Raw genomic sequence first — 26707 nt, forward strand, 5'->3', positions numbered from 1 at the left:
ATTTTATGTTCAATATGTTGTGAAAATGAATGCAAGTGTTGTAAATGGTTAATTTATTGATGTAAGAAAATCATATTTATTAATAAGAAAAAGACTACATGTAGTTATTGATTTATATGTCTTGTTGTTTTCTAATTCATAGTGTGGTGGAGCTATCCCTCTCTTTAATGCTTCCTTAATGTAATATTCTTCTTTGGTTGGGTGTTGTGGATACACAGCATTGAGAATCGCATTCCAATGATTATGATGAATAATAGACTTTATTATTCCTATACAATCATCTAAATGAATAAGGTTGATGGGTGCATTGCCACCTTTAAGATTTTCCCGGCCCGATAGCATGGTAATCGGATGCCTTTCGGGGCCAATTAATCCACCAAACCGAATAATGGTAGTTTGTAATTTTTCATCATTTAGCAATAGATTTTCACACTCCAATAACTGAACTCCAGATGCTGTGTTCGGCACTGGCTTAGTTTTTTCTGTAACCGTGCCATCAGCTTCTCCATAAACAGCCGTGCTACTCGCAAAAATTACTCGTTTAATTTCTGTTTTTCTAATGGCGGCATGTAGTAATTTTATTTTTTTTATATAACTTTCTTTTGGTCCCTTACCTCTTAAACCAGGAGGAATATTAATGATAAGTACTGATAACGTACTTAGAAACTCTAAAATAGGGCCATTGATACCATCTTCAGAAATTGATATTTTAAAAGGTTGAATCCCCTTTGATTTCAATAATGCTATCTTTTCTTCTGAAGTGGTTGTTCCCCTAATACTATACCCTGTTTTATGAAGTTCTTCCGCTAAAGGAAGTCCTAACCATCCACAACCAATAATCCCTATGTTTTTAGTCAAATTTTACTTTTTTAATGGTTAAAATGGCATCGTTAAGTATAAAAGGCATTGGAATTTCATTCTCTTTCCTCTGAGGTATGGTAAACAACGCATTAGTCAATAAATCATTAGACGCCTCATAGATTGTTAATTCTAAGTTTGCTTCTGAGGGAATTTCTAAGTTTAGTTCTGTATGAACAATATCACTGATGTAATGAGTTATCAATTTTCCATTCCCTCTATTTTTTAAATAATATTCAGATAGTTCTATGCCATTGACATCAGCTTTTAAAATATCAACCTCATTAGTAAAAACTTCTAGACGATTAATAGCTCTATTAGGTGAAATACAAACCCTAAGCTTTCTAATCGGACCAATTACCGTATCTAATTGTATATCGATGTTTGGCGATGGCACATCCTTTAACGGAGCCTTATTGGTATAGGTGAAATTTGAGCCATATTTACTGCTAATCGTATTCTTGATTAAGGTACTATCTACATAATTTTCATCGGTAATATATTGAGTTGTCCAATCAGATAGAACATTTTCATAGGTTGCCCACATGGCTTTTTCTTCATCAACATTTAAGGCATAAAGTAAGCTGGTAGGTTTCGGACTTTCTTTTGTGAAATTAGATTGCATATGAGCAGATATCATAAAACCTACAAAGAGCAAAAAGCTAAGAAAAGCTAATGCCGCTTTTTGTCGATATTTTGTAATAAGGGGTAATAATAAAAAGAATATCAAAGTAGTAAGTAGGGTTGTGGCAACCATCATTTTTAAACCTAAACCAACAGGGAACATTTTAACGAATGGCGATAGAATAAATAAGGCAGGTATACCCAAAAATACCAACAAAAATGGATTCGGATTCTTTTGGTTGATATGTACATAAAGAGCAACTAAAAAACTAAATAATGGCACAATAAAAAATGCAGCACCCTTAAGATAGACCGCTAATAAACCGCAAATTATGAGCCATAAAAAAAGAGGTGCCACTAATAAATTGGCTGTTTTCACTACTTTAAACCTATAGTATGCATAGAAACATGTGCCTAGTGCGAAAAGAGTGAATGCGATAATATAAGCATGACCATTATAAGTGAAACCATGTAAAATATCTTTATAGCTTGGATATAGCCATTTAAGTATCGACCAACTATAAAAACCAACGATACCGTTAATGCCAAGCGAGAATAATACAGGTATAAAGCCCTTTAAAATGTCCTTACCATTTAACACTCTCTTTTTAAAACCTACTATTAAAAGAATAATAAAAAATAGAACTGCTAGAATTAGCATGGGCATAATCCACGTAAAAGGGTAGGAGACCATTCTAAAAAACGGCACATTAAAATAGACATTATCATTCAAGCTTTTCAAATTCCCTAAATCAATATTGCTGAAATGATTCAATAGGGGCATTAGATAACTGCCTTGGTGCGCTAAGGTATTTCTATCCATTCGTTCATAATTGTCATTTGCAGTATGATAATCGAAGTGATCATCGATAAAAGCAAAGTTAAAACCCTCTATATCGGCATCTTCCCTAAACACGGTTAAATCCGTATCATTTGGCAACATTTTATAGATGCTATAGGCCAATGAATTTGCTACTGGAAATTTAGGATTCGCAGTAATGAATTCTGAAATTAATCGGCTATTGCCACGGTTAGTTTCCATCAACATGTAACTAGGACCACCACTACCACGTGCTTCAAAATTTAAAACTAGGCCAACATCTTTGAGCCATTCATGTTCGTCGACAAACAGGTCCGCACCATTTAAACCTAATTCTTCAGCATCGGATATAAGGATGATAATATCGTTTTTAGGATTTGGATTTGTTTTCAGAAAAGCTCTTATGCCTTCTAATATAGTGGCAACTCCGCTACCTGCATCACTTGCGCCGAGTGATGAATGCGGATTGCTGTCATAATGACTTAATAATAATAAAGCCTTACCAGATTCTGTACCTTTAATACGTGCAAGAATATTTTCCGCTTTGCTGAGATTTCCCCAATCACCTGCAGTGTACCCTTCTTGTATAGATGTTTCGAGGCCTAATTTTTGAAGCTCTGCGACGACATATGAGCGTACTTTAGCATGAGCGGCAAAACCAACCGCATGTGGTTCTCTTGAAATTTCCTTAACATGTACCAAGGCTCTGTCTGTAGAGAATTCAGTTTCTACAACCGCATTATCTGTTGTGTATTGGGGCAAGAGGGCACGAAAGCTCCAATAGACTGCGAGAATAACTATGAGTAAAGTTAGAATGGTTGGTGTTTTTTTCATCATTATGATATTCTTTTATAAAGTCATAAATTATTAAAAAATAAGTTGAGTTTGTCGACTTTTATTAGTAAAAGTGATATTTTTTAGTATCTTTAGTAATCAACCTCTAAATAAACTGTTATGGGAATCAAAAGCTTTCAAGGTGTTCGAAAGATATTTAAAAAAGAATTTGAGGCCCCAATTTTGGTAGCCGATTACATGACGACTAAGTTAATCACTTTTTCGCCAGATGAGTCTATTTTGACTGTAATGGAAAAATTTGCAAAACACCACATTTCAGGTGGGCCCGTTTTGGACAATAATGGGTTTTTAGTTGGTATTATTTCAGAAGCGGATTGTATGAAGCAAATTTCTGAAAGTCGCTATTTTAACCAACCCATTTTAGATAAAAGTGTTGAAAATTTTATGACTAAATCTGTGGAGACGATACCACATGATATTTCAATTTTTGATGCTGCGGGTATTTTTGCACAACATAATAGAAGAAGGTTACCTGTTATGAAAAGCGGTATACTAGTAGGTCAAATTAGTAGAAAAGATATTGTTATAGCAGCACTTAAGTTAAGCGGTCATAACTGGAAATAGTTTTATTTTTATTTTTTTAATAGCTAAAGGCACTCGTAAGAGTGCCATTTTTTTACTAATTACTCTCGCTTCACAATCATAAAAAAATCATTGTCTAAAGGAAGGTACCCAAGGTCATATAAAAAATAATACGTAGTTCCTTTTTTTGTCGTGTAAAGATTGGTGACATAATCAAAATCGAAACCTTTATCCAGCAAACGGGTTCTTGTTGTTTTGGTTTTACCATCGGTGAGTTTGTAACTATCTAAAACCTTGTAATTCTTTCGAAGTCGATTGTTAATATTTCGAATTAGGTTTTTACTATCTGGATTAACCTTGTTATTGTAGGCATTACGACAGTAATCGTTACAGAACTTTTTGTCTATACGTCCCATGACTTCCTTTCCACATTCCAAACATTTTTTCTTTTCCATATTTACTGTCTGTGGTAATTAAATTTTACCTCGCTAGAGGTGCCTTCTTCTTCGCCTACCTCTACATACATGTTTATCTCCTTATCTGATATGCGTTCTATGGTGAAGTCATCGAAATAAAAGCGGTCGCCTTCTACCTTTATCAACTTAAAATCTATAGTTTCCTCTTTTTCTTCCCAACCAGTTAAATCAGCATTAAAGTGCTTTAGTTGTAGAATTAATGTACCGCCTGTTTCAAGTATATGCCCAAATTCATAAAAACTAATGGCACCATCTGCCACCAGACGAAATGAAAACATCATGACACCGCCTAATGGCGGACTCCATATTTCTTCGGCAATACCGCCAAAAGCTTCTCCTTTCCAATGACCTGTTAACCATTCTATATTTTTAAGATTGGATTCTGGGCTTGTCATTCCTTCTTCAAAAGACACTGTATTTTGAGCGTGCATCAAGTACGTGGCGCTAATGAAGAATAGCAGTATAAGTTTCATATTCAGGTATTTGTACCAATATACAAATTAAACGTTTACAAACGCCTTCGTCTACTTTTCGTAAAATTCTATAGGCAAGTCATCTGGATCGGCAATAAACGTAAATCGCTTTTGAGTGAACTCGTCAACCCGTATTGTCTCAGCAATTACATTATATGATTTACAATGTGCTATGATTTTATCTAAATCATCTACTTCAAATGCTAAATGTCGTAGTCCACATGATTCTGGTCTTGATGGTCGTTTTGGTGGATTAGGGAAAGAGAACAGTTCAATGATGTACTCACCATTTAAGGCCAAATCGAGTTTATATGATTTACGCTCTTCTCGGTATACTTCCCTTACTATCTTCAAACCTAATACATCTGTATAGAATTGTTTGGAAACCTCATAGTCTGAACTTATGATGGCTATATGGTGTACTTTGTTTATCATTCAATTAAGCTTTTGACGGTCTTTTTCTTTAATAATGCTTTTAGAAAAGTTTATGTTTAGAATTCTTTCTTTCATTTTTTAAAATATGATTTTCTTTGTTCTAGAGACAATTTTGAATTAAGGTTTAAAGATTTTTTGAGTTGCCCATACCTTTCTCTTAAAACCACTAAATAATCTTCTTTTCCATCGGAGTGTATTTTCCGTTCAATAATTATTTTTTAGTATTAGTAGTTAACTTGCCTCAATTTTAACTTTAGAGAAGAGTGGTGAATTTTTTCATAGTAGCCGTTTTAAACACCATATTACCTAGAAAAGATTGTATTACTTTTAACTTTACCTGCGCTTTTTCTGGTGAAATTTAATGTATTCATCGACTGTTTTCGGTAACATTTTTAAATGACACATATACGTTTGTATATAGTAACAAGTTACAATATTTCTGTTTTTATGAAGGTTCTATAGTTTTTAGGTATTAGCAAGCGCTTATTTATCTTTATAAAGATAATGATACTCATATTTTGCTCTTTGATATTTAATGATTTCTAAAATTTCATACATTTTTAGTTTTTACTTTATTTTTAAATAGATATGTAGAAATATAATTTTCAATAATTAGTAATACCTGCTTGAAAAGAAAATAACCAAATAAAAAACCACCGCCTTAGCCGTGGTTTTTTATTAATAATACCGAATTTTAATTAGATACCCTTCTTTCCTTCTTTGTGAATTAGATTTTATACTAGATTGCCATCTAATATAGTTAGCTCTATTTCTGAACGATATTTTTTTTCATCAAATCGTTTTTCCTTTATAGGAATCCATTCCATGCCGTTTTCGTACTTCAATACCGCATTTTGTTTCAAGGGGTCCATAACTAGTAAATATATCCACTCATTGTCTAAAAGTGTTTTTAGATGTTCATTTTGTAAAAGAATTTTTTGGACTCGGTCTACCGGTGCCTGTACGAGTACTGTTAGACGCAGAGGTTGATGATACATTTCCTTATCGGATTGGCGTATAGATTGTAAAGGAAGCCCCATTTTAAGATCACCTCCATTTCCTTGAACCACGCCAAATTTTCCCGTTATGTTGTGGGTAATCTTTGTGCCCCCACCAAAATTGTCATTATCTACTGTTGAAAAATAATAATGATTGTTAATCCATTGAGTGACCACCATGGGTCCCTGAAGAATACTTTCCAAAGCCTTACCTTCGGTATCCATTTCCCAGTCGTAGGAGTGAAGAAAACAGCGGCTATTAAGATTGACGTTTTTAGTGAGATTCCTAGGGGCTATTATGAAACCTGCATTTTTGGCTAAGCCCCATTCTGGTCTAGTTTCTCCCCAGTTGTTAGCTTTTTGCTGGGCTTTAGAAATACTATTTTTATCAACACCGAGTCTTTCTTGAGTTGCTGTTTTTTGTGCTTTGAATAAATCCGATTTTACTTTTAGTAGTAGTTTTTGATGTGAATTAGGTACTTCAGTATCAAAAATGTCAATCTTATCTGTAGTGGTATTATGTTCGGCTCCTAGAAATATTGTAGTATGTGGAATGATAATATTATACTTATTTAGGAGTGCCAATCTAACTTCAGAAAGATTTGCCAACTTAGCCAGCATACGGGCATTGTGTCTACCTGGACTAGCTGCACATGCACCACAATCTAGACTGGAACCGAACGGATTGTTCGCGGAATGGCTTCCGTGGCCTACAAAAAGTACCAAAGGCGAAAAATATTTCCAACCAGTTAGGTCAAAAGCGGATTTTACAATAGCCACCTGTTCATCTAAAGGAATAGCATGATTAGGGTGGTCAGCAGTTATACTATTGATTTTTGGTTCGCAGATATGCTCAAATGAAGATGTGTTTTTTATTTTGAGTTTATAAGAATAACCAGGTACAAGAGTGCGTGCCAGTATTGAAAGGCCATAAATTAATCCTGACCCTTCTACATATCCGAAAGCTGAGGGTAGCATATTCTTCATTCGAGATAGAAAATATTCTCCGAATTTGAAGATTTCATTTTTCTTTTTATACGCTAGTACCTTTTCTATTTTCCTCTCTTGTGGTATTTCAGAAACTTGATATGATGAAGACACAATTGGTGGACATGATTTACGAGACAGGCCATTGTTTAAATCTTTATAGTCCATTGCGATCCCAAAAAATCCTGCATATCCAAAAGTTTCATAATTACCTTTAGTTTCCACATGCCTCCTAATAAGTTCAGATCTAGTATCGATACAAAAGACCATTTGAGCATCTGGAGATTTTACTTTTGGCTTATTATTTTTAATTTCTTTAGATTTCTCTTCTAAAGTATATACCAATTGGTCTTGCCAACTTTTTTCCCAGGCCTTTAACCATAAATACTGAATTAATTCTATGCTGCCATCCTTTTTTGGCTCATCATTTTTCGGAATAATAGGGACCTTAAGCTGTTGGGCTACATATAACCGTACAGCCAAATAATCCTCTATATTTATAGGATATTTCTGCTGCCAAAGTGAATTAGTTTCAGACCTGTGGTTAATATACCCTGTCCATCCAGGTAAAGCAGCTAAATGATAAACTAAAATATTAATATACTCATCTTTTATATAGTCTTTTAAAACATGTGCTAAGGCTTCAGAGCTTGTTTTTGGAATATCCGTATTTTTTAGTAATATCAGGTCGTCATCGTACAGTGCCAAGGAACGCCACGCATTATAAAAACCTTTTTCCTTACCTGGCATATCCCATTCTGCCAGGCCCTCATCCATAAAAGCGGATAACCACTTCACCATAATTCTATCCAATCTGTGAAAGTTGTTTTTTTTCTCTGTCCGTTTTTGCGATTCCAATTGACGAAGGTAGAATTCTGGAGTATTGGCGAGCCCGTTCTGTTTTAGAAGGTGCAATATATTTTTCTCTGCAATTTCTCCTTTTTCCCATGCTTGTCGGTAGAGTATAGCTTCTGGAAAAACTCTTGCATTCAAAAGTTTTTTGGCATTGCTTAAAGCAACTTTAAAAGGCGACTTTTCATACCCCGAAAGTGGATTCGAGGTCACAAAGGAGTACAATGGCCAAGTCTTCCCAAAAATTTTAGAGGCTTCTTCGATACTTTTTAGAATATTTTGATGGTTCATTAGAAGTTTGATTTATAATATAAAATGGATTTTTTATAGGGTTGAGATAAGTTGAGAAGTTTTATATAGAGCCAGGGAATCTTGCGGTAAACCCCCAGTTTCATAAAGAAAAACCCTACTAAGAAAATAATGCCGAAAACTACCTGTAGAGAAGAAAGAGGCAAGGGTACTGCAATCATTGGCATGTCTGCTAGTATTAGGGTTACTGCATTATATAGTATCGCATACATTCCTATGCCCAAGAAAAAAAGTATGGGCGGTAAAATGATTTTTTTTGAAATTGATAGACTTTGTTCCTTGACGATATTATAGGTGACCTGACCTACCGTAATCGCTACTATTAAGGTTAGGAAAATACTGCTGTCTAGTTGGGTTCCCTTTCCTGTAAGCAAAATGAAAAGTACGGCTCCAAGAACTCCAAATAAAATTACAATGACTGCTTGTAGCGGTCTTATCTTAATTTCTAATGGGGTTCGCGGTTTTGAATGTGCGATTTCTTCCCCAGAAGATAGAAATAGATAGGCCTTATAAAACCCGTGAAGGATTAAGTGTACTATTGCCGCATTGAAAAAGCCCAACCCGCATTGCATAATCATGAAGCCCATTTGAGCTATGGTAGAGCATGCCAGTTTTTGTTTTACATTAACTTGTAAAAGCTTGGTGAACTGAGCAATGATTGCGGTAAGTCCCCCAACAATCAATAGGACATTTAATGTGTTCGATGTGAAAATTAAGGTAGAAAATAATGCTAATAATATTCCCGATGCATTTACAAAACCAGCGTGCATTAGTGCTGATGCAGGCGTGGGCGAGGTCATAGATGAAAGTAACCAACGATGGAATGGGTATATGGCAGATTGTATAAAAGCTGCAACAATGATGCAAAGAGCTGCCATTAAAACGATGTGCTGTGGTAGATTCTCTAGTATTGGAATTATTTTACTTATGGTAAAGGTTCCACTTTCATAGGCCAATAATAGTAATCCAGAACTAAGGAACAAACTGCCAGTAAGAAAATAACGGAAAGTAAATTTTAAAGCTTCCCGCGCCTCTCCCCATTCAGAATCTACACCGATTAAATAAGACATAAAACCGCCCATCATCAGCCAGCTAAATAATAAAAGTAATACATGATTAGACATGACTAAAAGCATTACAGAAAGCGTAAACCCAATGCATAGCAACATGAATTTGGTATGATATTTAAAGCCTTGTAGATAGGTTTTTGCATAACTACTTACAATGGCACTGAAGAAGGTGACGGTGGTCCAGATTAAAATAGTGAAACCATTAATTCGTAGTATAGTTCCTTTAGACCATTCGGGTATTGAAGGAAAAAAATATAAGGTGTACATAATATTCCCAATGAATACTAACCATAAAAAAATCGGAATAACATTTATAAGAAAAATAGAAAGGGGAGTATGGCTTATGTAACTTTTATTTAAGATCGTTTTTTCTTGTATTTTGTTTTCAAGAATCATGTGCAGGTTGTATAAGAATTTTTAATTTTTGGATGTAGGATTTATTATTTTATATTTTGGCCCAGCTTGGCAATAAATACGAAACTTAAAATGACGCTACAGATTAAAATACGGTCTAAAAAAATGGCTTCATTTACGTAGGACATTATAATTAATAATGCAAGTAAGATTACGCCCATTACCGGTAGAATAGTAGATTTTGAAAATTGCATGTTCGATTTTTTAGTGAAAGATGTAGTTAAAAGGTTCAATAAATAGGATTTTGATTGTGTAATTCGATACTAATTTTTATTCAGAAACCTTGATTTCCAAAATCCCGTTGATTACATATTTCTTACCAATTTCCTTGGTATCTACTAAGAACTCTTTGGTATTTAATTTTTCTTTTAGAAGTTCTTTGATTCGACCGTCCAAAAGGTCTGTTTTACAAATGTGATTTCCTTCCCAAAGCTGGAGCCTTTGTAATTTGTGAAAGTTGATTTTTTCATCGATGAGCGACATAATAATATCGTTCGCTTCGGACGAAGTGAATTCACCTTTGATCAATTGAATTTTTTTTGTTGAGGTTAATTTATTTGTTTCCATTTAGTTGTTTTTTAAGACTTTAAAGATTAGTTACTATTTTCTAGGGCAAAGATTACATATTTTAATTATAAATTTTTATTTATATTAATTATATAATACATAAATATATTTTATGCATTATACTTTGCGCCAACTTCAAATATTTTTGAAAATAGCTCAAATACAGAGTATTACTTAAGCTTCTGAGGAGCTCCATTTGACCTAGCCTGTAGTTTCTATTCAGTTAAAAAATTTTCAAGACCAGTTTCTTATTCTGCTGACCGAGGGGGGTAGGTAGAAAGCTTTATATCACAGATTTTGAAAAGGAAATAGCCTTGGCAGCGAAAAAAATCCTAAATGAGGTTTATGCTATTAATTACAAGACCTTGGCATACCAAGGCTCACTTTCTGGAAGGCTCAAAATATCTATAGTTTCTACCGGTAAATATGTTATGCCATATTTTTTATCTGACTTTATGAAGATTAATTCGGGGGTAGATCTTGTTATGGATGTGACCAATAAGGCGAGAGTGGTTGAAATTTTAGAATTGAACGAAGTGGATTTTGTACTAGTTTCAGTTTTATCTAATAATCTGAAAATATATAGTATAGAATTGATTTCTAATAGATTGTTTTATGTAGGTAGTAAAGAATTGAAGTTTAACGAAATACAGAACAAAGAGAAATTTTTCGAGAAACAGCCCTTAATTTATATAGTACATAGATCATCAATCCGTATGGGCTCAGCAATTACATTATATGATTTACAATGAGCTATGATTTTATCTAAATCATCTACTTCAAAGGCTAAGTATCTGAGTCCGCACGATTCTGGTCTCGATGGTCGTTTTGGAGGATTGGGAAAGGAAAACAATTTAATAAAGTACACCATTTAAGGTCAAATCAAGTTTTATGATTTAAGATTTTGGCGTTATACTTCCCTTATTACCTTCAACCCTAATACAGCTGTATAGAATTGCTTGGAAATGGATCAGTCTGAATTTATGATTGCTATATGGTGTACTGTACTTTGTTTGACATTAGGTTTTAATCTTAAGTTTATACTTCTGCAAAAGCCCGGACAGTCCATCTTTATAAAAAATAGCTCCTGTCATCTTATTATTCTCTGGGTCAATACTAAAATTTGAAGCAGTGCTAAAATCTGTCTTTTCAAGAATTGTTCTTGAAAAAATAGTACGATTTAAATCGCACGAGTCAAAGTTCGCTTTACTAAGGTCGCAATCTGAAAATTCAGCTTCATTCAGTATACACGATATAAAGAACTGCCCTACAAGTTTCAATTCATTAAAAATTGCATAACTGAGATTACAGTTGAAAAAAGATATGTCCATTAAAAATGTATTGCACGTATTAAAAGCCACTCCCATAAGTTTACAATATGAAAACTTCACCTCTTTAAAGGTTGTATTTACAATGTTTGCATTACTTAAATTACATTCTATAAATTCACATTCCATAAATATCTGGTTGTCCAAATATCCTTCGGAAAAGGCACATCCTTCAAAAATGCAATTTTCATACTCTGCTCTGGGCAAACGAGTTTTGGTAAAATCTTCTCCTTTATAAGTTGTGTCAATAATTAAGTTATTCACTACGACGTATCTATTTTTTATTGGATAATATTAATGCCGGAATTTCTAAACTTCTAAACGTCTCATTGTATGCTGCCATTTCTGTATTAATGATGGCACTATGCTCTGTTTTAAACGCTCTCCATTGCGTTAAAAGGTCTTGTAATCTAACTTTGGCGCCTGCTGTAACTTTTGGTTCTACTACATCTATGTAGCCCCTTAAATTTAATAGTTGTGAATTTAACTTATTTTCAAAATTGATAACATCTTGAAAAGTTTTTTGATCGGGTTGTATTAAATTCTCTTCCCAAGTCGTAATTCGTTTCACTAAAGAATCTCCTTGTTTTAATAGGGATTCAGCTATTTCATTATCTTTTAGAAGTTTAGCGTAATCTTTCAATTGTGCCTTTGCCGAACGCATTGAATTAACTGAATTATGTATGTCGACCACAGTGGATTCTATAGTCTTTAAAAGTTCTTGTTGCTCTTCATAATCGGCTAGGCTACTTTTCACTTTCGGGTGCGGTAAAATTTTCACGGTAGTTTCTGTGATGCTTGTCCCTAAAGTTAGTTTTAAGCTATATTCTCCTGGGCCTACTGTAGAACCATCATGCCCACCAAGAACAAAAACCTTATCAACCGCTGGCAAACTCTCTCTTTTAAAATCCCAAGTAAATCGATTGTATCCTTTTTTAGAAGGTAATACATCAGGTTTAGATGGACCCCCAGGCCATGATTTAAAATCTTTCGGTTTTTGATTGGTAATGGTGCGTATGACTTCGCCATCTTTTAACACCTCTAATTTTAGTTCTGTACTATCTTGTTTTTGGTTTAAATAATAATCAAAAGTAACCCCACTTTTAGGATTACTCCCTACACCGGGAATAGGTTTGTCACTTGACCCGCCTATAAACAAATAGGTGTTTTTGGGTTGAAAAATAGATACTTCTTGTTTGGGTGTTTTTATATTTTGGAATGAAGCCAAATCATCCAATATCCAAAATGCACGACCAGCTGTGGCGGCAACTAAATCATTATCTTGAATGGTTAAATCATTTATAGGGGTCACTGGCAGATTTAGTTGTAAAGGTTGCCAAAGTAGTCCATCATTTAAAGAGATAAAAAGGCCTGTTTCGGTACCTGCATAAAGTAATCCCTTTACCTTTTTGTCTTCACGAACAACTCTGGTAAAGGTATTGTCACCAGTTATTCCATTAATAATTTTCGTCCACGTTGTTCCGTAATCAGTGGTTTTAAAAATATAGTTGTCTAAATCCATCGACTTATACCGCATAAGCACAATATAGGCGGTTGCTGGGTCATGTGGCGATACTTCAATGCTATTAATAATACCTTCTTTTATACCCGTTGGCGTAACGTTGGTCCAATTTACACCACCGTCTTTTGTGACATGTACCAAGCCATCATCGCTGCCTGACCAAAGTACACCTTCTTCATGTTGAGATTCGGTAAGGTAGGTAAGTGTGTTGTATATTTCACCACCTGCAGCTTCGTTCGTAAATGGTCCGCCACCAAGTCCATGTTTGTCTTTTTCATTCCGGGTTAAATCTGGACTAATAGTTTTCCAACTATGACCTTCATCTGTTGATTTGAAAACAACGTTACCACCATGGTAGATTGTTTTTCTGTCGTGGGGCGATGTAATAATTGGTGCATTCCAGTTATAGCGATATTTTGCATTTTCGGGTGAGATACTCAAACCTAGTTCTGGGTATTCTTTTATAGGTTTAGATTCTTTGGTACTTGCATTCCACTTATCAATATTACCTTGGTAGGTGCCACCATAAATTAATTGCGGATTGTCTGGGTCAAAGGCCAAAAAAGCGCTTTCTCCACCAGCAACTGCATACCAATCTTTCCAATCGATACCTCCATCATTGGTTCTAGATGCTATGGCCACTGTAGAATTATCTTGCTGACCACCATAAACATTATATGGAACTAGATTATCTGTGATTACCCTATAGAATTGTGCTGTGTTTTGATTTTCTTGCGTGCTCCAGCTTTTACCACCATTGTTGGAAACGTTAGACCCACCATCATTAGAATTGATCATACGCTGGTTGTTTAAGGGGTCGATCCATAAATCGTGGTTATCACCATGCGGAGTGGATAGTGGAGAAAAAGATTTACCACCATCAATTGATTTGGTTACAGGAGCGTTGAGTACGTAAACAATATTTTCATTTTGTGTATCCGCAAAAATCTCCATGTAATACCATGAACGTGTAATATTGATTCTATCCTTATTAATTAATGTCCACTTCTTACCTGCGTCATCAGATCTATAAACACCTCCTTTTTCACCTTCAGCTTCAATTACGGCGAACACCCGTTCTGGGTTTGCTCTTGAAACGGATACTCCAATTTTCCCCATTTCTTTTGGAAGCCCTTCGGTTAATTGTTTCCAAGTATCACCACCATCGGTAGATTTATAGATACCCGAATTTTTACCGCCAGATTCCATCGTCCAAGGAAAACGTTTATGTTGCCACATGGCAGCATATAGTATTGTTGGGTTGGTCATATCCATAGAAAGTGCAGAAGCACCTGTAATATTGTCTATAAAAAGAACATTCTCCCAAGTATCACCACCATCAATAGATTTATAAATACCACGTTGCGAAGATGGGCCATATTGTGCTCCTTGGGCTGAAACAAGAATAATATCAGGGTTAGTTGGGTCTATGATAACATCAGAAATATGTCTGGTCTCATCAAGTCCCATGTGTTTCCAGGTTTTTCCTGCATCGGTAGATTTGTAAACACCATCGCCCATAGAGGTCATTACCCCTCTAGCGGCATGCTCGCCCATGCCGGCGATAACAATATTCGGATTGCTTTCAGAAACTGAAATTGCCCCTACGGTTGCAGTTTTCAAGAATCCGTCAGAAATATTGTTCCATGTAATACCGTCATCGGTAGTTTTCCAAATTCCACCGCCAACGGTACCCATGTAATAGGTCATCGGTTGACCGACCACTCCGGTCGATGCAACACTTCTTCCACCTCTAAACGGACCTATATTCCGCCATTTTATTCCTTGAAAAAGGGAATCTTCTAATTTAATTGTTGGTTCGGTGACCTTATTTTTTCTACGTTGCGATTGTAACGCTAGAGGAGAAATAAAGAGCAGTAGTAGTAAAAGTTTGATGGCTTTCATATTGTGGTTGGTTTTTGGTCTTTTTATTTTGAAATTTTATTCTTGTCCGCCATTGCGTTTGGGAGTTCTTGGTGTTGGCCATTCCATCTTTTCTCCGGTTCTGGAATTGATGCCAAGAACCGCTTTTTCACGGGATGTTTTTTCTGGGTCTTCACAAGCCATATACGTTAGGATTGCCGTTAGAATGGAATTGTTACGAACATCATCGAAAACGATTTTATCATATGTATCCAAATTAGTATGCCAGGTATAGTTCCAGTAATCCCAACTTAGGGAACTTAATGAAAAAGCTGGAGCTCCGGCTGCAACAAAGGAAGCGAAATCAGAACCTCCACGGCCTGGTGAACCTGGGAATGTAGTTTCTATTTCGTTTTTATACCCTTCAGGAACAGCTTCTAACCAACGCCCTAAATAATCATACGCATGAAGAAATCCTTGACCTGAAAGATTAACTACGCGACCAGTACCATTATCTTGATTGAAAACAGCTTGTACACCTGCAACAATTTCTGGATGATCTTCTACAAAAGAGCTGGAACCGTTCAATCCTTGTTCTTCACTTCCCCAATGCCCAATTAAGATGGTTCGTTTAGGATTAGGATATACTTTTTTCAGAATACGGGCTGCTTCCAACATGGTGATTGTTCCTGTTCCATTATCGGTGGCACCTGTAGCACCATCCCAAGAATCGAAATGTGCCGATAGAATTACATACTCATCTGGGAATTCTGTTCCTGGTATAGTTGCAATGGTGTTGAAGGTGGGTACTTTGCCTAAATCTTTTGATTCGGCTATTATTTTTATCTGCGGATTAGCTCCATGCTCAACCATTCGATATAACATGCCATAATCTTCTAACGAAATATCTACTGCAGGAATTTTTTCGGTACCTGCACTGAATATTTTATTCGCCCCAAAACCTTCTGACCATCTTGATTGGGCAATACCTAAGGCACCTGCTTTTTCAAAGGCCGCATTGATATTTCTACTGGTATAGCCTGTATTATTAATATTCTGCCTCCAGATTTTTTCCAAAGAATCCCGTTCCGTTTTCATTTTTTCAAAGGATTCTTTGGTTGCGTATTCTTCCCAGTTTTCATCTGGTCGACCTGTAGGCTGTAACATGCTTATCATTACAATTTTACCTTTTACATTAGGTAGCCATTTTTCAAAGGCCAATGAGTCTGAAAAGCTCGGTAACGAAATTAAAGAGGCAGTTACACCTTTAGAACTTGTACCAGGGTTCCAAGCCAATTGTGTGGCATGAAGTGATGCTAAACGCGGTGAAACCATATCTACGTGGGTGATGCCGCGTTGCCAACCTTTCCAAGTTCCCCATTGTTGGTTTTCTGCAGAAATGCCCCATTTTTTATAGGTGTTAATGGCCCAATCATGAGCAGTTTTCATTTCGGGAGTCCCAACCAATCTTGGCCCGTTCAGGTCCATTAGTTCGTAAGCCAATTGTTCTAATTGGGAATTTTCTATACCTTCTTTTTCAATGGCCTCTACAATATCTTTTTGGGTTTGTGCAGTAATAATAGAACTGCATAGCATTAATGATACAGCTAAAAGACATAATAGTTTTTTCATTAGAAAATGTTCTTTGGTTAGATTTTACTAAAGATAATACTATTGAAAAATAAAGAGTGTTCTGAAAGTGATTAAAATTATAAGGATTTATCCAACGCTAAAATAGTTTTCAATAACACATTAGCGCCGTTCGCCATATCTGAAGCGGAAGTGAATTCTTTCGGCGAATGACTAATGCCACCTTTGCTCGGAACGAATATCATTCCTGTAGGTGCAATTAATGCCATGTCTTGAGCATCATGGCCAGCACCACTTGGCATAGACTTATAACTTAGCCCAAGCGATTTGATACTTTTTTCTATCTCCTTCTGAATAGAAGTGTCCATAATTGCTGGGTCTGCCGTTGTATCCAAAGCGAAAAACTCAATTTCGACACCAGATGTTTTACTAATCTCTAAAGCTCGTTTTTCAATTTCTTGATATACTTTTTCAATAACTTCAGATGAAAGGTCACGTATTTCTAAACTGGTAACAACTTTTCCTGGAATTACATTTGGGGCACCCGGCACCGCAGAAATTCTACCTACGGTGGCAACTTGTGCGCCTTCAAGACTTGTGGCAACTTCATTCACCGCAACGATAAATTTTGCTGCGGCCAATAAGGCATCTTGTCTCGCATTCATAGGTGTGGTGCCTGCATGATTTGCAAAACCATTGAATTCAACATTCCACCATTTTAGACCTACAATACCTTCTACAATGCCAATATCAAGATTTTCTTTTTCTAGTATGCCACCTTGCTCAATATGTAATTCTAAGAACGCCGCGATAGCACCTTTTTTTCGTGCGACTTCTGCAAGTCTGGTGGTGTCACCACCTAATCGCATCATGCCTTCGCCAATGGTATACCCTGTAGAATTTTTAACAGGAAAGGCAGTTTTGTTCAAATGGCCCGCAATTGCTCTACTACCTACAACACCACCCTCTTCATTTGAAAAAATAATAATTTCTAAAGGATGCTTTGTTTTCACTTTATTTTCATCAAGCACCTTTAGAACTTCTAAGGCGGCCATGCTTCCAACACAGCCGTCATAATTTCCACCATGTGGAACACGGTCTATATGTGACCCAAATGAAATAGGCTTTTTAGAAGCATTGGTTCCTTTTCGAATACCAATTACATTTCCGGCGAAATCGATATGGGTTTCTATGCCCATTTCTTTTAATTGCGAGATTACCCATTTTTGCGCGGCAATATCTGCATCACTAAAAGCTACTCGTTCTGTTTCTCCATTTTCTTGAATTCCAAATTCGGCTAGTTCGGTTATTCTTTTTTCTAAACGGTCTTGGTTAACCGTAAGTTGAGCATATAGCCCAATTATTGGTTTAATCAGTAAAACGATAAACAGTAGACTTTTGTAATTTTTCATAGTATTCTAGTTGGTACTCAATTCATTTCTATTGTAAATACAATTGGCCATAGGTTGTGCACCTGCTAAAATGGCTAAGGTATTATCAACAGTCATGGTACACATTTTTGTGTAGGTGGTTTTTGTTAAACTGCCCAAATGTGCAGTAATTAAAACATTATCCAATTGTAAAAGTGGGTCGTTGGTATCGGGCGGTTCTTGTGCTAAAACGTCTGCTGCGAAACCTGCTATTTTTTTATTCTGTAAGGCACTGTACAATTCCTTTTGGTTTATGATACCACCTCTTGCGGTGTTTATTAATAACGCACTAGATTTCATTTTTGAAAATGCCGAAGAATTTAATAAATTCTCTGTTTTTGGTGTCAAGGGCAGATGAAGGCTAATACTATCTGATGTGCTTAAAAGTGCATCAAAATCTAAAAAAGGGTAGGGGACTTCTTCTTTTTTGGCACTCCAATACACAACGTTCATTCCCAAAGATGTTCCAATTTTCGCAACTTTTCTACCAATATTTCCCATACCGATAATACCCAAGGTTTTACCGTGACTTTCATCACCAATATATGAACCTCTATCGGCCCATCTATTCTCTTTTACCATGGTAATGGCGTTATACAAATTGCGCTGAAGCATTAATAAAATAGCGATGGTATGTTCTGCAATGGTATCGGCGTTCGAATTAGGTGCGTTTACTACTTTTATATTTCTCTTGGTGGCTTCTGATACATCAATATTATCTAACCCTACGCCACATCTAGAAATTACTTTTAAATCGGTAAGCTTACCCATTAAATCGGTACGAACTTGACCTTTACCTCGCGTGATTATTGCATCGATTCTTTCCCTTGCAATATGATGCTGTAGCGTTGTTTCATCAAAACCTTTCAAAATCTGAATATTCTCAGCAGCTTCCAATAGTTGCATTGCCTCATCTGCAACGGTTTCTAATAAAAGAATGTTCTTACTCATCAGATTTATGATAAAGGGTGGCGTCTTTAGATTTGTAACCACGGAAATCATTTCTTCCGGATACATAAATTCCTTCTTTGAACAATTCGTCTTCGAATATTTTTGGATCAATGTAATCGCCAGGAACAGAAGATAATTCCACTAAATTCCCCGACGGGTCACGAACGAACATTTGAATGGCACCATCAGGCAGTTGACGTACTTTCCCCCATGGTTTAATATCAATAACACCTAATTCCTTCATCCGAAAGAAAATAGTATTAATATCATCTACCTGTACGCAAATATGCCCTCTAAATGAATAGGTATCTTCCCATTCTGTTAAGTGCAATTGCTGCTCTTCATTAAATTTAAAAAATGCCGTTGGGTAGTCGAACAAAAATGCCGGAATAGCTTCCAAACCCAATTCCTCTTCATAAAATTTACAAGCTTCTTCTAAATTGCTAACTACGAGTGCTACGTGATTTATATGTACTGCCTTTGCCATAATTTATTGTTTAAAGTCTTTTACAAAATCCCAATTAGGGGTAAGGCCTAAGCCTGGTTTCTCTGGTGCGGGGAGCATACCTTCTTTATCCACGGTTATATTTTCTTGCACCAAATCGTACATCATAGGGTTGCCACCTAATGAAAATTCAATAACATTTGCTGAAGGTGATGCAAAGGCAACTGAAAGTCCTGCCATAAAAGAAAAGGCAGACCCCCAACAATGCGGAGCCAGTTCTAACTGATAGGTATGTGCCAATTGTGATACACGCATAGCTTCTGTTATACCTCCTATAATTGCACAATCTGGTTGTAAAACATCTAACGCTCGTTCTGTAATTAAATCACGTATATCAAAAGCGGTGTATTCACTTTCCCCAGCTGCAATAGGTATAAAGGTATTTGCACGTACTTCTGCAGTACCGATTTTGTTATCGGGACTTATGGGCTCTTCAAACCAGTATAAATTACAATCTTCTACCCCTTTTGTAAATTGTTTGGCTTCTGGTACGCTAAAAGTACCATGTGCATCAGTCATTAATTTAATATGGTCAGGCAACGCTTCTCTTGCTGCTATTACCCTTTTAATACTTTCGGCAACGGTTTGGTCCATAATACCAACGCGCATTTTTACACCACTGAATCCTTTTGAGGTGTAGCCTAATAATTGTTCGCCAATGGCATCTGCTTTTGCCCAGCCACCACTTGCATAAGCTGGCATTTTATCACGGCAACTTCCACCTAGTAATTGAACTACAGGTGCACCCAAGGCTTTGCCTTTAATATCCCAAAGTGCTGTATCAATTCCGCTCATGGCAGAAATGGTTAATCCTCTTCTACCTAAAATCGGGAATTTTCGTCCGCGAGAAAGCGAGTAATGGTCTCTTGTTCCATTATAGATATGTTCCCATATTCGAGATATGTTTCGGGCATCTTTACCTATCAATTGTGGTTTAAGTTCATTTTCAATGCAGCTTACAATTGAAGCACATGAACCTGATGATCCAACAGCTGCTTTTGCTTCTCCAAAACCTTGTAGTCCGCTATCGGTAGTAACTACGACCAAGGTCATATCAAAATTTGTAAGTAAGCCATAATCAGAGAAGTGTTGTTTCTCTTTTGGTATAGGGCAACGTAACCAATACGCTTCTACATTGGTAATTTTCATTTAATAAGGTCTTTTAAGGTGTCGATTGATTTTTTGGTAAGCATGGTGTAAAACTCATCGGTAACGGCAGAACTACCATGGTCTTCTAAAAACTTCTTTTGTTCAGCAGTTAGGCCTTCGGGATTTGTTTCAATTGAATTCGGATACGGATTGGCTGGCGTACGGTCTAATGGCGAACAAAATTCTACCGAGAGCACTTTGTCATATTCAATTTCTTTTAGCGTGCTAATAATTTTAGGCCAGTTGAGGTGTCCCATACCTGGTGCCATACGATTGTTGTCGGCCACATGAAAATTAACAAGTCGTTTGCCGACTTTTTTCATGGTATTGAACATATTTTCCTCTTCCAAATTCATGTGAAAAGTGTCTAGACAAACTCCGCAGTTCTGACCAACAGCTTCTGCCAATGCCAAAGCTTGTTCGCCTCGGTTAATGAAATAGGTTTCAAATCTGTTGATTGGTTCAATTCCGATTTTCAGCCCATGGTCTTCTGTGTATCTGTAAATTTCTTGAATCCCTTCAACGGCCCATTCCCATTCCTCATCCGGTCTGGCATCGGGCACTATTTTCCCAACAGTTGCTGGCACTAATGAAATGACCGAACCGCCTAAATCATAGACCATTTTGGCAACGTCTTTCACATATTGAACTGACATTTTGCGTTGAGCCGGATCTTTAGCCAATAAATTTCGTTGCTCAAGCATAAGGGTAACAGATCCCCAGCACTTTATGCCGTAGAGGTCTAAAAGCAATTGTGCCTTTTGGGTGTCATAACTTTCTGGGGCACCCTGTATTTCTATATGAGTATAATCTAATTTATTAATTCTATTGAGTGTATGCTCCAAAGATTCTGCACGCATCCAATTGTGTATGGCTAAATCCATTCGTAAGTTTTACTATTTATAATCTTATCCGACAAAGTCAATTTTTCTGTGTGATCCATCACAGAATGGTTTGTTTTCAGAAACACCGCAACGACAAAAGCCGGTAGTACCTTCTTTGGCAACTATTTCTCCAGACGCCAATTGTATTTCTAAATCACCTTTGATTTTTAAAGGGCCGTTGTTAGCAACAATAATTTGAGTAACATTTGTTTCAGTTGATTCCTTTTCTTCGTTCATTTCGTTTTTTATGTAATAGGTTAAAGCCCCAGTTGGGCAATTGTTAATTTGTGATTTTAAGTCTGAGATAGCAGAATTTTCAGGAGTTATCCAAGGTTTTTCAGTTGGTTTATATACTTTGGGAAGGGTATGGACACATACTTTTGAATGGATGCATTTTTTTGGTTTCCAAACAATTATGAACTCACCTTTAGCGTATTCTTTGGTAATTTCTTTTTCCATGATTTATTGACCGATGTTAACACCTTGCATTACTATTTTTTTCCATTCCAGATGCTTTTTTAAATATAGGGCAACAAAAGGACATGGTGGAATTAAGGTTAAAACTTTTCGTTCTATATCTACCAAATTCAATTCCATAGCAAATAAAATTTTAGAAGTTTTAAGGTATGGAAAAAATGTTTCTTTTGATAGTTAAGTGTACATCGAATTGTTAAAAATTGTCATTTTAATGTTCAAGAACTTAATAGCTTGTACGTAGCTTCAACTGATATATTGATTAAATTGTTAAAGGAGTTTTATGAGAATAATAGTAGAATTGAAACAGGTAATCAAGAATGTTTGGTAATGGATTTTGAATTTGCTCCTTAGAATATGTATTTGATGTAGATATAGCAGAATTGATTATTAAAACAGGATGGTTGCTATTAAAGTTTTAATTAACGATTCATTCTCATTTAATCTTTTTTATATTTATTCTAATGATAGCATTAGAAGAACAACTTAAAAACCCGGTGTGGCATTCCTTAAATGAGACTCATAAAAAATTTATTGTAGAATTCGATGGAGTTCAATTTTATAACCCAGAGGTCTGTACCTTTGGTTCTTTCTTAGATGAAACTAAAACGGCCAAAGCTTCAAATCAATATTTAAAAACTACGGATCATTTCTTTTTTGTTTCAGAGAATCAAACACCTATTATAGATGATAATAAAGTCTTCTTAGAGAAGAAAATTGATGGATGTCAGATGGTTTTGAATGAGCTAACTGAAGTTCAAATATTCGAAGACATTGTGCTTTTAGACCATGAATTTATCGATGAGATTTATGATTTAATTTGGTTGGTGATGCCTGGTTATTATAGGAAGAGAACTTATGAAATGGGTAAATATTTTGGCATATTTAAGGACGGTAAATTAGTATCGATAACCGGTCAACGAATGCAAACGAATCAATTTATAGAAGTAAGCGCCGTTGTAACGCATCCTGATTATACGAGAAAAGGATTGGCAAAACAGCTAATTGCCCATACTACAAAAGAAATTTTAAAAGAAAATAAAACGCCTATTTTACATACAAACAAAGGAAATCAAGCAATTCCTCTTTATGAGAAATTAGGTTTTGAACTAACAAGAGATATGAATTGGTGGTTGTATCGTAAAAAATAATGTAACCAATTTCATGCATGAGCGCTTAAAATGGGATAATGAGCTTGCTTGTCCTCATTGCGGTAATTTAATACATATAAGACCAATAAAGGTTGGAAGTATAGAGAAAGGGAATGATAACAAGAATTAAATTACAAATTCATGTCTTTTAGCTACATCGTTAAAATTATTCTGGCTAACACATTCATTTATATAATCATCAATATTACCAATTTTGAATATAAAGTCAATAACAAATTTTTCTCTATCAGATTTTAAATTTAAAGCTCAATTAAAGGATTGTCATTTATTAACTTACGATAATAAAAATATTTCGATATGAAAAAATCATTTTATTTAAGCATCATCGCACTGTTTGGAATTTACATGATGCAATCACAAGATTCAACAAACACTGTTGATAAGGAGGATAATCGATTGCTTAAATATGACTGGAGCACTATTGCAACTACACCGTATATCATTGGAAAAAGAACAAGGAAGAATAATTTTGATTCCTATTCGAATCTTGTCAAGATAGTTGAAAATTCAGCTGCAGTTGGTTCAATAAACTATCCACTACCAGTTTCCGGTAATTCTAAAATGCCTGTTTATGAGCCAAAAGGAATTCATAAAATGAGAATTTTTGAAATCGATACTACTTCACAATTTTATCTCCAAATTTTCAAAGTTCTTTAAATATTGGCTTAAATCTTTTTAAAAAAAGTTCAAAAATCAATTCTTAATAGCAGCAGACTAAACGGCATGAAAAATCTATTTATTGTATTTCTTATACTACTGCTTAGCTATTCTTGTTCTAATGATGAAATTGGAAAATGGGATGACAACATTAAGCTTTCCCAGAAAGAATTTCAATTCGACTCCAAACAAAATAGCGCAATAATTACGACGGAAGGAGAGGGGTGGTGGATTTCAGAGATATATTCGGATAAAGGCCAAACTTATGATTTTAGTGATACGGACACTACAATTAAAAATTTCGTTATAATAAATCCGGATTTTAAATTGGAAAGGAAAAACGCAACGGAAATAAGTATCACAATGTTCGAAAACCAAACCAATTCTGAAAGGACTCTAAAAATCGGTTTGCAAGCAGGAAATTATTTTGATGGAATAAAAATCATTCAATCGGCAGATTGAACTTTTTATAATATAATATCTTTAGCTAGTTATTACTTGTTTTCCAAAGTTCAAAAAAAGGATTAATAGATAGCGAATAACTAAACAGTCTACAACTTACTTCGATTTTTTAAATTTTAAATAGAAAAAATGAAAGTCTGTATTGCCGAAAAGCCATCTGTAGCGAGAGAAATTGCTTCCGTTCTTGGGTCTACCACCAAACGTGATGGGTATTATGAAGGCAATGGATACGCTGTAACGTATACCTTTGGACATCTTTGCACGCTTAAGGAGCCAAACGATTACAAGCCGCATTGGAAAAGTTGGGATCTAAACAATTTACCAATGCTACCAGAACATTTTGAAACCAAAATATCAAAAGATGCTGGTATTCGAAAACAGTTTAAAATTATAAAACAATTATTCGATAAAGCAGATGTTGTTATAAATTGTGGTGATGCTGGGCAAGAAGGAGAATTAATACAACGCTGGGTTTTAAATCAAGCGAATTACAAAGGCAAGGTAGAACGGCTTTGGATTTCTTCGCTTACAACCGAAGCCATAAAAGAAGGTTTCAAAAACTTAAAACCATCTGCAGATTACGATAATTTATATTATGCAGGTTTTTCTCGTGCTATTGGAGATTGGCTTTTAGGTATGAATGCAACACGTTTGTACACTTTAAAACATGGTGGTTACAAGCAGGTATTATCTGTTGGTCGTGTGCAAACACCAACATTAGCTATGTTAGTTAACCGGTTTAAGGAGATAGAGAATTTTAAACCACAACCGTATTGGGAATTGCAAACGCTTTATCGCGATATTTTATTTAGCTATGAAGAAGGGCGTTTTCTTAAAGTTGAAGATGGAGAGAAGTTGGCGAAAATTGTAAAAGAATATGATTTTGAAATTGTTTCTACTACAAAAAAGGCAGGCAATGAATATGCCCCAAAGCTATTTGATTTAACTGGCTTACAAGTCTATTGTAATACTAAGTTTGGTTTTAGCGCTGATGAAACCTTAAAGATCGTCCAAAAACTATACGAACAAAAGGTAGTTACGTATCCTAGAGTTGACACCACGTTTTTACCAAATGATGTATACCCTAAAGTACCTGGAATACTAAAAAAATTAACCAATTACGCAGCTTTAACAGCGCCTCTGCATGGAAAAAAGTTAAAGAAGACGAAAAAAGTTTTCGATGATGGTAAAGTAACAGATCACCACGCAATAATACCAACCGGGCAGCAAATGAATTTGCAATACAACCAGCAACAGGTTTACAATATTATTGTACGCCGTTTTATCGCTGTATTTTATCCAGATTGTAAAGTCTCGAATACTATGGTTATTGGTAAAGCTGAAAAAATAAAGTTTAAAACTACTGGAAAAGAGATCTTAGAAAAAGGTTGGCGTGTTGTTTTTGAAACTCCAAATTCTTCGTCTAAGGAATCTGGAATGTTACCAACATTTAAAAAAGGTGAAAGAGGACCACATGAACCGTCGTTTTTAGAAAAGCAAACCAAACCACCAAACCAATTTACCGAGGCCTCACTGCTGCGCGCAATGGAAACAGCAGGGAAACAGGTTGACGACGATGAACTTCGTGAAATTATGAAAGAAAACGGTATTGGCCGCCCTTCTACACGTGCTAATATTATTGAAACTTTATTCCGTAGAAAATATATAAAAAGAAATAAAAAACAAGTAGTGCCTACCGATACCGGCATACAATTAATAGATACCATTCAAAATGAATTATTAAAATCTGCCGAGCTTACAGGTAAGTGGGAAAAACAGTTAAAAGACATTGAAAAAGGAACGTTTAATGCCGGAAGTTTTATTAAACAAATGAAACAAATGGTTGATCGTTTGGTATATGAAGTTAGAAGTGAAACTAAAAAAGCTAATATTTCGGCAGTACATAATACGCCTGTTGGTACAAAGAAAAAAGCAGCTAAAAAAACTTCAGGGATAGCATCCGAAAAATGTCCAAAATGTAAGAATGGGTCTATTCTTAAAGGAAAAAATGCTTATGGTTGTTCAGAATTTAAAAAGAACTGCGATTTTATTATTCCGTTCATTTTTGAAGGTAAAACCATTTCAGAAAAACAATATATAAGATTGTTGCAAAAAGGGTCGACCGTAAATTTAAAAGGCTTTAAGGTTCATAATGCCGCTATTGAAGGACTTGTTAGACTTGATGAAAATTTTAAACTAAAATTGGAACCTAAAAAGCAGTTAAACGCTAAAAATGTTCCCGATTCGACAAGCTCATCCGAAGAAAATAGTTGTCCAAAATGTGAAAAAGGAACTATTATTAAAGGAAAAACAGCTTATGGTTGTAGCGAATATAAAACGGGTTGCGATTTTAGGTTTAGTTACGAATCCGTTCGTGAAAAAGCAAAAGGACAACAATTGACCAAAGAATTGGTTTTTAACATATTTAGAGAAAACTAAATGTTTTGGCATTCCTGTAAA

General features: G+C 35.5%; 24 protein-coding genes. 6 read left to right on the plus strand and 18 right to left on the minus strand.

Annotated elements, in window-relative coordinates:
- Nucleotides 1–48: 48 nt before the first annotated feature.
- Together AACZ41_RS03885 and AACZ41_RS03890 are read right to left on the minus strand one after the other, a co-directional pair.
- A complete protein-coding gene (locus tag AACZ41_RS03885; RefSeq protein ID WP_339626720.1) occupies nucleotides 49–858 on the minus strand; it encodes an NAD-dependent epimerase/dehydratase family protein in 810 nt (269 codons plus the stop codon).
- Nucleotides 851–3136, minus strand: a complete 2286-nt coding sequence (locus tag AACZ41_RS03890) for a M28 family peptidase (RefSeq protein WP_339626959.1) — start codon at nucleotides 3134–3136, stop codon at nucleotides 851–853. The genes AACZ41_RS03885 and AACZ41_RS03890 overlap by 8 nt, the downstream gene beginning before the upstream one ends.
- 120 nt (nucleotides 3137–3256) lie before the next feature.
- On the opposite strand from AACZ41_RS03890, the gene AACZ41_RS03895 reads away from it, so the two are divergent.
- Nucleotides 3257–3721 carry a CBS domain-containing protein gene (locus tag AACZ41_RS03895; RefSeq protein WP_339626722.1) on the plus strand — a complete coding sequence of 155 codons (465 nt, stop codon included), beginning with the start codon at nucleotides 3257–3259 and terminating at the stop codon, nucleotides 3719–3721.
- Between the two features lie 59 nt (nucleotides 3722–3780).
- Here AACZ41_RS03895 and AACZ41_RS03900 read toward each other — a convergent pair whose 3' ends face one another.
- The 6 genes from AACZ41_RS03900 to AACZ41_RS03925 form a co-directional block, all read right to left on the minus strand.
- Nucleotides 3781–4134 carry a hypothetical protein gene (locus AACZ41_RS03900; protein WP_339626724.1) on the minus strand — a complete coding sequence of 118 codons (354 nt, stop codon included), beginning with the start codon at nucleotides 4132–4134 and terminating at the stop codon, nucleotides 3781–3783.
- Between the two features lie 2 nt (nucleotides 4135–4136).
- Entirely contained in the window at nucleotides 4137–4628 is a 492-nt protein-coding gene (locus AACZ41_RS03905) for a DUF6265 family protein (protein ID WP_339626726.1), read from the minus strand.
- Nucleotides 4629–4679: 51 nt separating this feature from the next.
- Entirely contained in the window at nucleotides 4680–5063 is a 384-nt protein-coding gene (locus AACZ41_RS03910; protein ID WP_339626728.1) for a VOC family protein, read from the minus strand.
- Between the two features lie 734 nt (nucleotides 5064–5797).
- Nucleotides 5798–8191 carry a DUF2309 domain-containing protein gene (locus tag AACZ41_RS03915; protein ID WP_339626730.1) on the minus strand — a complete coding sequence of 798 codons (2394 nt, stop codon included), beginning with the start codon at nucleotides 8189–8191 and terminating at the stop codon, nucleotides 5798–5800.
- On the minus strand, nucleotides 8191–9546 hold the full coding sequence (locus AACZ41_RS03920; protein ID WP_339626732.1) for a proton-conducting transporter membrane subunit: 1356 nt from the start codon (nucleotides 9544–9546) through the stop codon (nucleotides 8191–8193). Before AACZ41_RS03920 ends, AACZ41_RS03915 begins: the two co-directional genes overlap by 1 nt.
- Before the next feature lie 417 nt (nucleotides 9547–9963).
- Entirely contained in the window at nucleotides 9964–10260 is a 297-nt protein-coding gene (locus AACZ41_RS03925; protein ID WP_339626734.1) for a hypothetical protein, read from the minus strand.
- A gap of 314 nt (nucleotides 10261–10574) precedes the next feature.
- On the opposite strand from AACZ41_RS03925, the gene AACZ41_RS03930 reads away from it, so the two are divergent.
- Nucleotides 10575–11012, plus strand: a complete 438-nt coding sequence (locus AACZ41_RS03930; RefSeq protein ID WP_339626736.1) for a LysR substrate-binding domain-containing protein — start codon at nucleotides 10575–10577, stop codon at nucleotides 11010–11012.
- 267 nt (nucleotides 11013–11279) lie between these two features.
- Here the strand turns inward: AACZ41_RS03930 and AACZ41_RS03935 are convergent, their stop codons facing one another.
- From AACZ41_RS03935 to AACZ41_RS03980, 10 genes are all read right to left on the minus strand, one after another.
- Nucleotides 11280–11852, minus strand: a complete 573-nt coding sequence (locus AACZ41_RS03935) for a pentapeptide repeat-containing protein (RefSeq protein ID WP_339626738.1) — start codon at nucleotides 11850–11852, stop codon at nucleotides 11280–11282.
- A 10-nt stretch (nucleotides 11853–11862) separates the two neighbouring features.
- Nucleotides 11863–15015, minus strand: coding sequence for a glycosyl hydrolase (locus AACZ41_RS03940; protein WP_339626740.1), 3153 nt, complete (start codon nucleotides 15013–15015; stop codon nucleotides 11863–11865).
- A 36-nt stretch (nucleotides 15016–15051) separates the two neighbouring features.
- A complete protein-coding gene (locus tag AACZ41_RS03945) occupies nucleotides 15052–16605 on the minus strand; it encodes a M20/M25/M40 family metallo-hydrolase (protein WP_339626742.1) in 1554 nt (517 codons plus the stop codon).
- A 77-nt stretch (nucleotides 16606–16682) separates the two neighbouring features.
- Complete coding sequence (locus AACZ41_RS03950; RefSeq protein WP_339626744.1) at nucleotides 16683–17975, minus strand: Zn-dependent hydrolase; 1293 nt, start codon at nucleotides 17973–17975, stop codon at nucleotides 16683–16685.
- 6 nt (nucleotides 17976–17981) lie between these two features.
- On the minus strand, nucleotides 17982–18944 hold the full coding sequence (locus AACZ41_RS03955) for a hydroxyacid dehydrogenase (RefSeq protein ID WP_339626746.1): 963 nt from the start codon (nucleotides 18942–18944) through the stop codon (nucleotides 17982–17984).
- Nucleotides 18937–19431: a VOC family protein gene (locus tag AACZ41_RS03960; RefSeq protein WP_339626748.1), complete on the minus strand. Its 495-nt coding sequence runs from the start codon at nucleotides 19429–19431 to the stop codon at nucleotides 18937–18939. Before AACZ41_RS03960 ends, AACZ41_RS03955 begins: the two co-directional genes overlap by 8 nt.
- A gap of 3 nt (nucleotides 19432–19434) precedes the next feature.
- Nucleotides 19435–20598: a mandelate racemase/muconate lactonizing enzyme family protein gene (locus AACZ41_RS03965; RefSeq protein WP_339626750.1), complete on the minus strand. Its 1164-nt coding sequence runs from the start codon at nucleotides 20596–20598 to the stop codon at nucleotides 19435–19437.
- Nucleotides 20595–21482, minus strand: coding sequence for a sugar phosphate isomerase/epimerase (locus AACZ41_RS03970; RefSeq protein WP_339626752.1), 888 nt, complete (start codon nucleotides 21480–21482; stop codon nucleotides 20595–20597). Before AACZ41_RS03970 ends, AACZ41_RS03965 begins: the two co-directional genes overlap by 4 nt.
- A gap of 24 nt (nucleotides 21483–21506) precedes the next feature.
- Nucleotides 21507–21941 (minus strand): (4Fe-4S)-binding protein, encoded by a 435-nt coding sequence (locus tag AACZ41_RS03975; RefSeq protein WP_339626755.1) that lies wholly within the window; start codon nucleotides 21939–21941, stop codon nucleotides 21507–21509.
- A gap of 3 nt (nucleotides 21942–21944) precedes the next feature.
- Entirely contained in the window at nucleotides 21945–22079 is a 135-nt protein-coding gene (locus AACZ41_RS03980) for a hypothetical protein (RefSeq protein WP_339626757.1), read from the minus strand.
- 341 nt (nucleotides 22080–22420) lie between these two features.
- On the opposite strand from AACZ41_RS03980, the gene AACZ41_RS03985 reads away from it, so the two are divergent.
- The 4 genes from AACZ41_RS03985 (at nucleotide 22421) to AACZ41_RS04000 (ending at nucleotide 26686) form a co-directional block, all read left to right on the plus strand.
- A complete protein-coding gene (locus AACZ41_RS03985; protein WP_339626759.1) occupies nucleotides 22421–23107 on the plus strand; it encodes a GNAT family N-acetyltransferase in 687 nt (228 codons plus the stop codon).
- 318 nt (nucleotides 23108–23425) lie between these two features.
- Nucleotides 23426–23785, plus strand: a complete 360-nt coding sequence (locus AACZ41_RS03990; RefSeq protein ID WP_339626761.1) for a hypothetical protein — start codon at nucleotides 23426–23428, stop codon at nucleotides 23783–23785.
- Between the two features lie 66 nt (nucleotides 23786–23851).
- Nucleotides 23852–24247 carry a hypothetical protein gene (locus tag AACZ41_RS03995; protein WP_339626763.1) on the plus strand — a complete coding sequence of 132 codons (396 nt, stop codon included), beginning with the start codon at nucleotides 23852–23854 and terminating at the stop codon, nucleotides 24245–24247.
- Nucleotides 24248–24376: 129 nt separating this feature from the next.
- Entirely contained in the window at nucleotides 24377–26686 is a 2310-nt protein-coding gene (locus tag AACZ41_RS04000) for a DNA topoisomerase 3 (protein ID WP_339626765.1), read from the plus strand.
- Nucleotides 26687–26707 lie beyond the last annotated feature (21 nt).

The sequence above is a fragment of the uncultured Maribacter sp. genome (assembly GCF_963974015.1).
In the GTDB taxonomy this organism is placed as follows: Bacteria; Bacteroidota; Bacteroidia; order Flavobacteriales; family Flavobacteriaceae; genus Maribacter.